We start from the raw sequence: 12791 nt of genomic DNA, 5'->3' as shown, positions 1-12791 counted from the left end.
CTATACCGATATGGATTTCGTGCAACCTGCTGATATGCGCTAAGGGGGTCATATGTCTGATCTATTTTCTCTCTCAGGGCGTAAAGCTTTGGTCACCGGTGCCAATACTGGCATCGGTCAAGCCATCGCTGTGGCGCTTGCGGGCCAAGGCGCGCATGTGATCTGCGCGGGGCGGCGCGCCTGCGATGACACCCTGGCGATGATTGAGGCAAACGGAGGGACAGGCGCAAACCTGTCTCTCGATTTTGCCGATCCGATGGCCGCCAAGAACGTGTTCACAGGGCAGGGGATTTCGATCCTCGTCAACAATGCAGGCATCATCCGTCGCGACGATTCAGTCGACTATTCCGAGGAAGACTGGGACGCGGTGATGGACGTCAACCAAAAGGCATTGTTCTTTACCTGTCAGGCCTTTGGCAAGGAATTGATCGCGCAAGGCGACACAGGATCGATCGTGAATATCGCGTCTTTGCTGTCGTTCCAAGGCGGCATTCGCGTGCCGGCCTACACTGCGTCCAAACATGCTGTCGCGGGGATCACCAAAATCCTCGCCAATGAATGGGCGCCCCATGGCATCACCGTCAACGCCATCGCGCCGGGCTATATCGCCACCAATAACACCGAAGCCTTGCGCGCCGATCCCCTGCGCAATGATGCCATCTTGGCGCGTATCCCCGCAGGGCGTTGGGGAGATGCCGAAGACATCGGCGGCACAGCGGCCTATCTCGCATCAAATGCCGCCAAATACGTCACCGGCGCCGTGCTGAACGTAGACGGCGGCTGGCTGGCACGGTGAGGTGAAAACAACAAGCGCGACCAAATCGCGCTTGTCTACTCAGCCCATTTAGGCCCCCCTTTCGGTCGAAGCCCAAGGGGGGGGGCGCCACCTCACGACGAGTGCCGCAGACGCGAATTGTAGACCCCGTCGAAGTGCTGGAATATTGCCGCTTCGACTTGGTGTCCCAGATGCAGGGGGCCGTCTGCTTGGTCGAAGACGTCCAGCCCGAAATCATGTTATTCGCAACTTGCTGAGCGGTGGTGGATTGGCCGTGTTTCCAAAAACTGCGCACGGGGGCAGCCCGCGTTCAAGGCGGGTAACTGTTATGCTGAACCTCTCTCAGAGGGAAACCAGTGTTGTGTCCTGTTTGCGAATGCGACGAGTGATAGCATGACCGGCACTTCCACCAGCACACCGACGACCGTTGCCAGTGCCGCGCCAGACCCCAGACCGAACAGGCTGATCGCAACTGCTACGGCCAGTTCGAAAAAGTTGGAGGTGCCGATGAGGGCACAGGGGGCAGCGACGTTAAACGGAATGCCCCAAGCCCGCGCGGCCCCGTAAGCCAAAAAGAAGATGCCGTAGGATTGGAGCAACAAAGGTACAGCAATCATGGCGATCACCAGCGGACGTTCAAGGATAACCTCTCCTTGAAACGCGAAGAGCAGCACAACAGTGACCAGCAAGCCGATGATCGAGAACGGCTGAACGCGAGACTTGAAGGCGACGATAGCCGCTTCCCCCCCTTTGGCAACCAAGCGCTGTCGCGTCAGATATCCGACCAACAATGGCAATATAACATATAAGCCAACTGATAACATCAAGGTGTCCCAAGGCACGACGATATTGGTTGTCCCCAGCAGGAAGGCCACGATCGGCGCAAAAGCAAAAACCATGACAACATCGTTCACACTGACCTGAACCAAGGTGTATGTGGCGTCACCACGTGTCAGATTTGACCAGACAAAGACCATTGCAGTACAGGGTGCAGCCCCAAGCAGGATCACGCCCGCAAGATAGGCTTGCGCGTCGTCCGGTGGGATTAGGCCTGCGAAGACGTAGTTGAAAAACACCACGCCGAGCGCCGCCATCGTGAATGGCTTGATCAACCAGTTGACCACAAGCGTGACGACCAAACCTTTGGGCTTATCGCCCACCTGACGCAGCGCGCCAAAGTCAACACCCACCATCATGGGATAGACCATGGCCCAAATTAGCACCGCCACGGGTAAGTTGACTGACGCGATTTCCAAAGAGGCGAGCGCGGAAAATGCGTCAGGAAACAGATTGCCGAGCAACAGCCCCGCGCCAATCGCCAGCGCCACCCAGACGGAAAGCCAGCGTTCAAAAGGTCCAAGCCCAGCCGCAGCGGGAAGTGATGTCTCAGTCATGTCATGCTTTCTGTAGAAAGAGGGACGTCTCCGGTCTTTGCGGCAGACGTGCCAGTATCGTCGAAGGGGAATTCGGGGCCATCTGATTAACGCGCCAAGAATGTATTGTGGCATCTGCGATGGTTGAATGCGCAAAGTTTCCAGTGCAACGGACTAAAATATTGTATCTTTCCTTGGCCATGATTGTTTCCTAACAGGTGCAGGCGACTTCGTTGATGATCGGCTGGCACAGCTCCGGATGACCGCCACAGCAGTCTTCGATCAGAAAAGCCAACAGGCCCCGCACGCCTTCCATATCCGAAAAGTAACGAATACTGCGTCCTTCGCGCTCACTTCGGATCAAACCTGAACGCGCCAGAATTGAAAGGTTGGTCGACATCGTATTCTGTCGCACGTCCAAGGTCTCGCCAATCTCCCCAGCCGTCATGCCAACTTCACCAGCTTTGATGAGAAGACGAAAGACATCAAGTCGAGTGGCTTGGCTGAGGGCGTTGAACGCGTCGAGGGCATTATTCTTATCCATATATCATGAATTATAGATATAATAGACGCGCGTCAAGACTCCTTTTCAAGAGGTTCATGTGGATGAGCATCGCTGGGACTTTGCTGTGAGGGGCGTGTTGTCTTGATCAGAACTGTTTATCAGTTCCCCAACGCGACCAAGTTAAGCCCTGTTGATCGCGTTTTGAGGAAATACGGCCAAGACCGAAACGGTGGTAAATACGGTGATTAATAATGTAATCGGCAATAGGTCAACACGATTGCAGTCTCGTTTCTATTATATGTTCACAGTCACATTTGCCTCAGGCGGTTACGGGCATAATGGGCGATCATCAGCCTTGGGGTATTCCCCCATTTCTTGTGGGGGAATACTCTGTCGGCTGTTCTAGTTAAATGACACGATCATTCCCCCCATCCACAGGGATTTGCGCGCCGGTTGTCGCACGTAACACAGTATCGCAGAGTGTGACGACCGCATTGGCCACATCTGTTGAGCCGACTTCACATCCCAATAGATTGCGCGTTTTGTAGTCTTCCACGGACATGCCATATCGTCTGGCTGAGCGTTCAAGAGCGTCTTGTGTCCAGATGCCAGTGTCGAAAACTGCGTCTGGATGCAGGGCGTTGACGCGAATACCTTCGGGAGCCAATTCCAATGCCGCCACGCGCATCAACTGCGTCAAGCCCGCTTTCGCAACGGAATAAGCTGCAGCGCCGGGACCGGGGGCGGTCACATTGCGCGAGGCCATAAAGACCACAGAGGGATCAACCCCATGTCGCAGGTATGGAACCGCCTGTTTTAGGGTTTTGCGGTGGGCGCTGAGATTGATCGCAAGGCTTTGATCCCAGGTTGCATCATCCAGCTCTTCGATCCGTTGACCGCTTTTGAAAACACCTGCGTTCAGCACTAGGTGGTCGATACCGCCATATTCAAGAACGATGTTTTCAAGGGCGTCAGCGACGGCCGCTTCATCGGTGAGATCAAGTATTTTGCCTTCAAACCCTAAGCGGTTCATTTTTTCGCCAACCTTCGGATCAAGATCAAGACCTATGACCACAGCGCCAGCCTCGGCCAATGCGGCAGCAGAGGCGGCCCCGATACCAGATGCGGCCCCCGACACAACAGATACTTTTCCGGCGAGACGTGCGTCAGGTTTCTGGCGTCGCAGCTTGGCTTGCTCCAGTTCCCAATATTCGAGATCGCGCAGGTCCTGTTCACTTAATCCCTGCCATCCGCCAAGTTTTTGCGCGTGAAGCATTGCGCGTAGGGTCGTGGCCCCGACATCTGCGGACACGGAGGCGCGTTTGAGGTTCACGCCGAAACTGCGTGCATTGCCATCGGCGAAAATGGCCCAATGAGGATGCGTTGGCAGCATCGTCAATGTGTCATCATCGGCACGTTTGAAATAGGCGTGATATTCCTTTGCAAAGGCATCAAGCCCCAGACCACCCGCGTCGATCATCGCGGGGAAAGGCTTGTTGTGGATCACATGTTCAGGGGTCAAGGTGCCGTTGCGCAGCAGTTGGCCGATCTCTTGGGATAGCTCAGGCGGGATTGCTGCGGAAGGACGCGAAATGACCGCTTTGCCCGCCAAGCCTGAGGCCTCTTTGCGGATTTTTGCAACCAGTCCTGCGTCTTGTTTCGGCGCAGTGGACAGCGCAAGGTCGCCGTTGGTATTGATCAACCAGTGTTCGGCTTCATCCACAATGCGAACCATGCGCTCATAAGCCTGTTTCGCATCTTCATCATAGGTGAAAATGCCGTGATTTTCGAGGATAATCGCTTCATAAGTCCCGAAATCATACGCCTCCAATGCGGCCTTGAATTGCTTTGCGAGGTCAAATCCGGGCTTCACATAAGGCAACACCAAAACGCGGGCACCATAGATGTCATGGAATTTTTGCGCACCATTTGGACTGTTTGAAATCGTCAAAATAGCGTCAGCATGGGAATGATCGACATATTTGAACGGGACGAGCGCATGCACAATCGCCTCAATCGAGGCGGCTGCGGCGGATGCGTCAAGTCGCGCACGCAGACATTCGTTCACCATGTCAGGGTCACTAAGGTTGTCCAGACTTGCCAATTTTAACAATGGCTTCATCTCTAAGGCGGTGAACCCTTCTGTGCCCATTTTCGCCAGATCAAAACCGCTCGCTTTAACCCAGATGATGTCGTGAACGTCTCCAAATTGATCGGTATGCGTTGACTTTACCGAGGTATTGCCCCCGCCGTGCAACACCATCTTTGGCTCAACCCCGATCAATTTCGAAGTATAGGCGCGCAGTTCGAGATCCGTGGTGCATGCCGCGGCATCGGCGTCTTTCCAAAGTGTTTTCACGTTATTCTCCGCGTTTTTGTGTCATGAGGTCGACAAGGGTCGCAACCGCGAGATCGATGAACGCCGCATCTTCGGCGCTGGCATCGACAATGGTGACTGGATTGGTGCATTGCGCCGCAAGGCCCTGCGCCAAAGCCGCATCTGCTGCGGCATCTTCAAGTGGGCCGCCTGCGATTGAATAGCTCGATAAGCCACGATTTGGCACGAGGATATGCGTCGGACCTGTCGCCGCATTTGTGCGTTGGGCCACAATGGAGGCCAGCGTGTTCATTTCACCGACACTTGTGCGCGGGACCAAAATGACAGGGTTGTGATAGGTATAGGCGCGATCTGCATAGGCATCTGGCACAGTGTTTGCAGTCTCGAGCAAGATGCCAAGATGGTCTGTGCCGCCAGGTACGACGACCTGTGGCAACCCAAGTGCTGCGGCCACGGTCAAGCGGGTGTCATCTGCCGCACGAATGCCGCCGCCAATGCCATCGATAATGTCGCCCAAGGCATAGTCGAATACCGCGTGGATAAGCCCTTCGCGCATGAGCTGCTCCATCGCACGCCCGCCTGAGCCAACCGCATGAAATACAATGGTTTCAAAGCCGTGCTCTGCAAATTTTTCCATGGCGTGCATCGTGCCTTGGGTCAAAACGCCAAGGTTTGTGATGCCCACGACAGGTTTGTCAGGATCGAATGCGATCGGTTGATAGGCATTGGCCATGCCCACAACAGCCCCTGCAGCGTTCGACACAATTGTGCGAAACAAAGGGTTGAGGCCCAGAATATCGGCCACGGAAAACATCATCGTGATGTCCTTAATGCCGACATAGCCAGAGGTGTCGCCTGACGCCATTGTCGATAGCATGACTTTTGGAAACCCGTAGGGCAGGGCTTGCATCACTTGGGTGCAATTGTTGGTGCCTTGCGTGCCGCCAAGCCCGACGATGCCGTGAATTTGGCCTGATGTGAGGAGGCTGAGAATTTTGCGTGTGGCGCCATCGACCATCACCTTGGAAGCGGTTTCGCGGCTGGGGTTGGTGCGTAGATCGGCAAGCGATCTGCCCCCAAGCTTAGCAATTTCACTGGCGGAAATATCTGCCGTAAGATCGGAATCTCCCACGACACCTATGTCGACCAAAAGGGGCGCTGCGCCAAGGCGGGTGATTTCTTGCGCGAGAAAAGCACATTCGTCTGATTTCGTATCTAACGTGGCGAGGATGGCAATCGTTTTGGTCATTATTTGCCACCTTTCGCAAAACCAAGGGACCGGAACTCGGCGGCCGCTGCGGTTACAGCGCGCTCGATCGGCAGGCGCTCGGTGGATGACCCTGTCCAAAACCCGTGACCGCTGGTGTGCTCAAGCATGTATTGCGCGTCTTCAGGAGTTTCCATCGCCGCGCCATGCCCCACGAGCAAACTGTCTGGCGAGACCTTGCGAATGGCTTGGTAAACGTCTTCGCTTTCGGCTGCGGTTTGTTCGATGGTCGAACCGTTGTCATACCCCGTTAGGCCGCCTTTGGTCGTACCCGCGTGATAGCAAAAAATATCCGGCTTGGCCTGCTCAGCCAAAGCGATGCTGTCCTCTTTGGTGAAGGCCAGCCCAACAGTGACCATGCCCATTTCGCGCGCCAGAACGAGCATATCAATTTCGTTTTGCAGGGTGATACCCGCGCTGGTCAACACTTGGAAAATCTCGCTGTCCTTATCGACGTAGCTGATAGAGGGGCCGATATTGGAAACGGCGTTGACACCCATGCGCATGCAGTCCTCTAGAACCATTCGCATATCTTTCAACGGATCGTTTGCGTTCAGGCAGGCGCAGACAAAAGACTTGCCTGAGAGGGCTGGCATGATGTCTTCACGGGTGTAATCCAGCGTTTGCTTATTGGAATCCAAAATGGGCCACATCATCGACATTGTCCCCATACCATTGGCGCGCAACCGCGCGCCTGAGAAGGTGTTGATGCAGTCTATCCCTTGTTTTTCCAAAATCTTGGCGACAAGCCCGCTGCCCGCGCTTGCAATCATGATCGGTTCATTCGCATCAACTTTGCGGCGCAGGTTCGCGCGAATTTCGTCTGCTGATATCCGTTTGGTAATCATGTCTTACTCCGAAACTTATGTGCCTTAAGGGCGTAAAAATGTGTCGAGGGCTGCGTTCAAACCCGATTGAAATGCCGCTGGTGCGACATATTTTGAAGGCAACTCGCATAGGGTGGCTGAGGGGATTTGGTCCGCCCATGCCTGTGCGATCTCGCGTGGGTGCAAAGGGTCGTCTGGGGTCGCGACAACCAGTGTTTTTGCGCCAATCGCTGCGAGGTCTGCGAGAGACGCAAGGGGGGTGTCTTCGACCATTTGGGTGAGAACTGGGGCGTTTTTGCGAGAGTTGGAGCGGGTGATCGCGCCCAAAATAGACTTGGCGGCCGCAGGGTTCGTGAGCGTCAGATCATGGTAGAACCGATCCTTGTTCAGACGATCAATTGCGTCCAATTTGGTTCCTTGCGATAGCCAGACGCCAATATCGTGAATGATTTTCAAGTTTTTGGGGTTCGGTTCGTCCATCCATGCTGGCCGCAGCAGGATCAAGCCATTCACAAGATCTGGTCGCTGAAGCGCCATTTTGATTGCGATGCCAGCCCCCATGGAAATACCAGCGAGTGTGACACTCTCGACCTTAAGTTGGTCGAGAGTGTCGAGAGCCAGGGCGGCAAACCGGTCAAAACTTGCCCGCCCGTTTTCGCGGGGGCGTTCACCGTGACCTGGCATGTTCATTGCGATCGGCGAATTTTGAAAATGCGCATCGAACATGCCACTGAATTGGTCAGTTGTCGCCCCAAGGCCATGGAGGACCATCAATTGTGGCACAGGGTTCATTTTTCAATCCTTTCAAAATGTCTGTGAAACAGATGATGGGTTACATTGGCATCAGTGCGGGGGGATCAGTTGTTTGATGACCACGTCACCATTGAGGTGATTTCGGTTTGAGACATCAGATCGTTGTCAAGCACACCTGCATCGCGCTTGGCCATGTAGGCGTCGATTTCCCATGGAACTGCTGTGTCGATGTTTTCGGCGGTCAGCATGGGCTGGACGTTGTAAACATGACGTGGGAAGTCTTCGCCTGCGAGGTAACGCTCGACCATTTGATAGACCAAGTCAGCTTCGAGCGTGGGGGTGTTTGCGACGGTCCCCAACATGGTGCCTTCTTTCATCCACTCCCAACCGATTTCTTTACCGTTGCTGGAATACAAAGAAATTTCGCCCGTGCGCCCCGCTTCGTCGAGGGCTTGAATTGTGCCCGCCATCATTTCTTCGTTCATCGCATAAATCACGCTGAAGTCTTTGTCCGAGGCGAGATAATCTTGGGTCACTTCGAGGCCGCCATTCCGGCTCCAGCCGCCGGAACTTTCAAGAACAATCTCGTTGCCGCCGCCTGCGTCCGCGATACCGGCTTCGAACCCTTGGCGGATCATTTCAGCGATACCTTGGCCGTAGACGCCTTCGATCAAAGCGACGTTTTCACCGGGGTGCGCTGTGCCGATGGCCGTACCGATGGTGTGCCCCATGCCGATCCAATCGCCGCTGACCATACCGGTCGGAATGTCATAGCCCGCCGGTGAAGGAAGTGCTGCGACAAAGAAAATCGGGATGCCTGCGTCGGTTGCGCGTTCAGCCGCCTGCGTGCCACTTTCAGCGTTTCCTGAAAGCAAGACGATGACATCTACGCCGCGCGCGATAAAGTCTTCGACGTTCGCCAGTTCTTTTGAGGGGCTGTATTCCGAGTTGGCGACTGTGACGCTGTGACCTGCCGCTTTTGCGAGCTTGGTGAACATATCCGCTTCGGTGCGGTAGTAGATATCAGGCCCCGCAAGCACAAAACCGATGTCCTCTGCCATAACGGCGCTCCCCGACATCGCGGTCAAAAGGCCCAGTGCGGCCGCGCTCATTTTCAGCGCCTTGGTTTTTGTTTTGATAGTCATGTTAGTTCCTCCTCGTTGGTTGGTCGTATTAAGATTTATCTTTGGTCCGGCTGCCGGCGATCACGGCGCCGATGACGACGACGCCCAGCATGATGTATTGCCAGAATGTCGAGACCCCGATGATGTTCATGGAATTTGAAATGATGCCGAGGAACAGGACGCCGAGAAAACTGCCAAAGACTGTTCCACGTCCGCCGGCTAATGCGGCCCCGCCGACAACTGCCGCTGCGATGGTTTCCAGTTCTAATCCTGCGGCCATATTAGGGCTGCCAACGCCGATCCGTGACATCAAGATCATCGCGGCAAGGCCAACAAGCAATCCGTGCAGGGCGTAGACCTGAATTTTGAATTTTAGCACGTTCACACCAGCAAGATGCGCCGCTTCGTTATTTTCGCCGACAGCATAGAGTTGACGGCCAAAGACAGTGTGACGCAGGATGAACCACGCTATCGCGCAAACGCCAAGAAAGATGAAAACGGGAATTGGAATTTCCAGCCAACGGCCACGCCCAAGGGCTTGGAATTTGCGGTCCAGCGGGATTTCAGCGCCATTCGTCATCAACAACGCAATGCCGCGATAGATGGCCATCAAACCGAGTGTCACAATGAAAGATTCAAGCTTGAGCCGCGAGATCACGAAGCCTGATAACGCCTGAAGCGAAACACACAGCCCCAGTCCCGTGAGAACGACTACAACAACTGGCATATCGAGATTTAACAATGTCGCCATGACACAAGCGGCCAAAGACACGAGAAAACCGACGGATAGATCTATCTGTCCCGATATGATCATCAACGTCATACCGATGGTCACGATGCCCGCGACCGAGACCTGCAACATCACGTTTCGAATGTTGTAGAGCGATAAGAACCTTGGCTCGATGAGTGCGATAACAACGATATAGACGATCAAGGCAATCAACAGCGGTCCGCTGCGGTTTGCGATGAACTTGGTCGCGAAATGGCGTAGAACAGATTGCGAGGGTTGCGCGGTGGTATTGGCGGGGGGGATGCTTCGACTAGGCAATGTTTGGCCTCCTAGAGTGCGGCTGAAATGATGTTATGTTCGGTGATATCCGCGCCAGCCAGCTCGGTCGTGATCTGCCCGTTTTTCATAACGGCGACGCGATCACATAGGCCGACGACTTCGGACAATTCAGAGGATGCTATGAGAACAGCGCAGCCTGCTTCGATCAGGGTTTGGATTTCTCGGTAGACTTCCTGTTTTGCTCCGATGTCGATGCCGCGGGTCGGTTCATCAAACAGGTAGATCTGGGGCTGTGTTGCCATCCATTTCGCCAGAATGATTTTCTGCTGGTTGCCGCCCGACAAATTCTTGACAGATTGTTCGACGGAGCCGACTTTGATCCGCAGCTTTGCCACCATATCATTGGCCATGTCGCGGGCATTGGGCCAGTTGACCAGTTTTCCCCGACGTTTGGTTTCATAAGGAATATGAATGTTGGCAAGACAGGATTGATTTAGGAACAGCCCGTCGATTTTGCGGTCTTCGGTGATCAGGCAAATACCGGCATCAATTGCGTCTTTGGGGCTTTTGAACCGCTGTTTTGAACCTTGCACGCGCAGCGTTCCGCTTTCGATCGGTTTGCGACCGAAAATCGCACCGAGCAGTTCGGTTCGCCCCGCGCCAACAAGCCCGGCAAGGCCCAGAATTTCTCCGCGCCGCAGTGTCAAACTGACGTTGTTGACGCCGGGGGCGACGACATTATCAACCTCGAGAGCGATTTCGTCTGTGGCACTGCAGATGTGGTGGCACACCTCTTCGACGGTGCGGCCGATCATATCTTTGATCAGTGCTTGCTCTTGAACCTCTGCAATAGGTTTATCGGAAATCGTTTTCCCGTCGCGCAAGACCACAACGCGGTTTGCAATGCGGCGGACTTCTTCCAAATGATGGGAAATAAAGATGATGCCAACGCCGCGATCCCTTAGGCGTTCCACGACTTTGAACAAAAGCTCTACCTCGTGTTTGCCAAAGCTCGCAGAGGGCTCATCCATAATTAGGATTTTGGCGTCCGAATTCACAGCGCGTGCAGTTTCGACAATCTTTTGTTGCGCGCCGCCAAGCTCGCTGACGATTGCATCAATAGGCACGTCCGCGCCTAGCATTCTCATGATTTCACGGGCGCGCTCTTTCATGAGCGGACGATCGACCAGCCCTTGTTTCGTGCGCAATTCACGCCCGACAAACAGGTTTTCATACACCTTTAGATGTTGGAATAAGATGTTTTCTTGATAGATCGTTGAAATGCCATATTCGAGCGCAAGTCTTGGCGTCAGGGCAGGGTAGGTCACACCGTTCAGAATGATTTCGCCGCTGTCCGGCGCATGGGCGCCCGACATTGTTTTGACGAGCGTGGATTTGCCCGCGCCGTTTTCACCGCATAACGCAAGAACCTCACCGGCGTTTAGATGAAAGTTGATACCATCAAGGGCTTTATTGGGCCCAAAGTGCTTGACGATATTACGCAAAATAAGAAGGGGCGCTTCAGCCATTTGTGGCACCCATCTTTTGATAACGTACAGTCGTCATCAGCCTAAAAAGAGAAAAACTCCCATTCTTCATAAGATCCTCCCAAATCTTAACAAGAATCAACTTGCACGAATCAAGATGCTTAAAATCGGTTCCGCTGTCTTGTCGGATTAAATTTTGGATGATAGTGTAAGTTTTCTCTGGGAAGAGGAGGGCGTCATGGAAGATCAAAGCCCGGCCATTTTTCAGGCCGATGGGAGCGAGCACACTGCCGATGCATGCGAAGATTATAGAAGTGCTATTGAGAATGGCGATCTTCGTGGTGGCGCGTGGGCGCGCGGGCAGTACCCCGGAAAACAGATAGAAAACAATCTTTTAGATGGGGTTTGCGCGATTGGATATTGGGATTGCGACCGCGATCAAGATTGGTTTGTTAAGTCCCATTTCAATGAAGGTATCGAAATCACAATGGCGCTAAACGGTGCTGTTGGGTTCGAAACAGGAGGCAAGTCAGAGACACTGACAAGGGGAAGGCTGGCGCTGACAAGCCCTTGGCAGGAACATTCGCTTGGTGGTCCATACGTTTCTGCAAGTCGGACGGTTTTTATAATACTCGATGTTGGGGTGCGTAGGCCGAACAGCACGTGGGTTTGGCCTGATTGGATTTTGGCATCTGACACCGAAAAACAAACCTTGGCGCAGCAGATTTTGCACAATCATTCGCCGGTTCGGCTTGGCACGCCCGAGATGATTTTTGCCATGGAGCAGATTTATGATCTCTTGACCAAGGGTGAGATTGAAAAAAACGCATCCGCGATGGCTGTATATGTCAATCTCGTTTTTAAAGGACTGTCAGAGGTTCTTGATTTCCAATCAGATTCTGACTTGAAGCTGGACGAAAAACACATGACCATTGATGTCTTTGCCAAAGGGTTAAAGCAGCATCTGTCTCATGATTGGCGTCTCGAAGACATGGCTAAACAATGTGCGATGTCGAGGTCACAATTTAGCGCGCTCTTCAAAGAGGTCACGAATAAATCTCCGATCGAATACCTAAATGAACTGCGTCTTGAAAGTGCTGCAAAACAGCTCAAAGAAATGAAATCAAAACCGATCACTGATATCGGTTTCGAGACGGGTTTCGGGACGAGCCAGTATTTCAGCCGCAAGTTTTCAGAGCATTATGGTGTGTCTCCACGAACCTATCGGCAGCAGGCTGCGCTTTCTTAAATCGCGTGACTTTGAATTTTTCATCGTTTCAGTTATTGCCCAACGGATGAGTTATTGGGAGGGGCACCCCTGTGACAAGGGTGG

At 53.6% G+C, this 12791-nt stretch carries 11 protein-coding genes; 2 read left to right on the top strand and 9 right to left on the bottom strand.

Going from position 1 to position 12791, the window contains the following annotated elements; genetic code table 11:
* The first annotated feature begins 52 nt into the window (after nucleotides 1-52).
* On the top strand, nucleotides 53-796 hold the full coding sequence (gene kduD, locus KO497_RS09745) for a 2-dehydro-3-deoxy-D-gluconate 5-dehydrogenase KduD (RefSeq protein ID WP_215943775.1): 744 nt from the start codon (nucleotides 53-55) through the stop codon (nucleotides 794-796).
* A gap of 305 nt (nucleotides 797-1101) precedes the next feature.
* Here the strand turns inward: kduD and arsB are convergent, their stop codons facing one another.
* The 9 genes from arsB to KO497_RS09700 form a co-directional block, all read right to left on the bottom strand.
* Nucleotides 1102-2169 carry an ACR3 family arsenite efflux transporter gene (gene arsB / locus KO497_RS09740; RefSeq protein ID WP_215943774.1) on the bottom strand — a complete coding sequence of 356 codons (1068 nt, stop codon included), beginning with the start codon at nucleotides 2167-2169 and terminating at the stop codon, nucleotides 1102-1104.
* Nucleotides 2170-2359: 190 nt separating this feature from the next.
* Complete coding sequence (locus tag KO497_RS09735) at nucleotides 2360-2692, bottom strand: ArsR/SmtB family transcription factor (RefSeq protein ID WP_215943773.1); 333 nt, start codon at nucleotides 2690-2692, stop codon at nucleotides 2360-2362.
* A gap of 367 nt (nucleotides 2693-3059) precedes the next feature.
* Nucleotides 3060-5012 carry an SDR family oxidoreductase gene (locus KO497_RS09730; protein WP_215943772.1) on the bottom strand — a complete coding sequence of 651 codons (1953 nt, stop codon included), beginning with the start codon at nucleotides 5010-5012 and terminating at the stop codon, nucleotides 3060-3062.
* 1 nt (nucleotide 5013) lies between these two features.
* Complete coding sequence (locus KO497_RS09725; protein WP_215943771.1) at nucleotides 5014-6240, bottom strand: Tm-1-like ATP-binding domain-containing protein; 1227 nt, start codon at nucleotides 6238-6240, stop codon at nucleotides 5014-5016.
* Complete coding sequence (locus KO497_RS09720; RefSeq protein WP_215943770.1) at nucleotides 6240-7106, bottom strand: phosphoenolpyruvate hydrolase family protein; 867 nt, start codon at nucleotides 7104-7106, stop codon at nucleotides 6240-6242. Before KO497_RS09720 ends, KO497_RS09725 begins: the two co-directional genes overlap by 1 nt.
* A gap of 24 nt (nucleotides 7107-7130) precedes the next feature.
* Nucleotides 7131-7877 carry an alpha/beta fold hydrolase gene (locus KO497_RS09715; RefSeq protein ID WP_215943769.1) on the bottom strand — a complete coding sequence of 249 codons (747 nt, stop codon included), beginning with the start codon at nucleotides 7875-7877 and terminating at the stop codon, nucleotides 7131-7133.
* A gap of 65 nt (nucleotides 7878-7942) precedes the next feature.
* Nucleotides 7943-8983: a sugar ABC transporter substrate-binding protein gene (locus KO497_RS09710; RefSeq protein WP_215943768.1), complete on the bottom strand. Its 1041-nt coding sequence runs from the start codon at nucleotides 8981-8983 to the stop codon at nucleotides 7943-7945.
* Between the two features lie 28 nt (nucleotides 8984-9011).
* On the bottom strand, nucleotides 9012-10010 hold the full coding sequence (locus tag KO497_RS09705) for an ABC transporter permease (protein WP_215943767.1): 999 nt from the start codon (nucleotides 10008-10010) through the stop codon (nucleotides 9012-9014).
* Between the two features lie 11 nt (nucleotides 10011-10021).
* Nucleotides 10022-11500, bottom strand: coding sequence for a sugar ABC transporter ATP-binding protein (locus KO497_RS09700; protein ID WP_215943766.1), 1479 nt, complete (start codon nucleotides 11498-11500; stop codon nucleotides 10022-10024).
* 196 nt (nucleotides 11501-11696) lie between these two features.
* Between KO497_RS09700 and KO497_RS09695 the strand changes: the two genes are divergently transcribed.
* Complete coding sequence (locus KO497_RS09695; RefSeq protein ID WP_215943765.1) at nucleotides 11697-12707, top strand: helix-turn-helix transcriptional regulator; 1011 nt, start codon at nucleotides 11697-11699, stop codon at nucleotides 12705-12707.
* Nucleotides 12708-12791: the final 84 nt, after the last annotated feature.

The sequence above is a fragment of the Pacificibacter marinus genome, assembly GCF_018860665.1.
GTDB lineage: Bacteria > Pseudomonadota > Alphaproteobacteria > Rhodobacterales > Rhodobacteraceae > Celeribacter > Celeribacter marinus_A.
Note: the sequence above shows the minus strand (reverse complement) of the source record. Positions and strands in the feature narration are given on the sequence as shown.

Coding starts and splice junctions, on each gene's coding strand:
- KO497_RS09725 (WP_215943771.1), bottom strand. CDS start 6,240: ATGACCAAAACGATTGCCATCCTCGCCACGTTAGATACGAAATCAGAC.
- KO497_RS09695 (WP_215943765.1), top strand. CDS start 11,697: ATGGAAGATCAAAGCCCGGCCATTTTTCAGGCCGATGGGAGCGAGCAC.
- KO497_RS09715 (WP_215943769.1), bottom strand. CDS start 7,877: ATGAACCCTGTGCCACAATTGATGGTCCTCCATGGCCTTGGGGCGACA.
- arsB (WP_215943774.1), bottom strand. CDS start 2,169: ATGACTGAGACATCACTTCCCGCTGCGGCTGGGCTTGGACCTTTTGAA.
- KO497_RS09700 (WP_215943766.1), bottom strand. CDS start 11,500: ATGGCTGAAGCGCCCCTTCTTATTTTGCGTAATATCGTCAAGCACTTT.
- KO497_RS09735 (WP_215943773.1), bottom strand. CDS start 2,692: ATGGATAAGAATAATGCCCTCGACGCGTTCAACGCCCTCAGCCAAGCC.
- KO497_RS09720 (WP_215943770.1), bottom strand. CDS start 7,106: ATGATTACCAAACGGATATCAGCAGACGAAATTCGCGCGAACCTGCGC.
- kduD (WP_215943775.1), top strand. CDS start 53: ATGTCTGATCTATTTTCTCTCTCAGGGCGTAAAGCTTTGGTCACCGGT.
- KO497_RS09710 (WP_215943768.1), bottom strand. CDS start 8,983: ATGACTATCAAAACAAAAACCAAGGCGCTGAAAATGAGCGCGGCCGCA.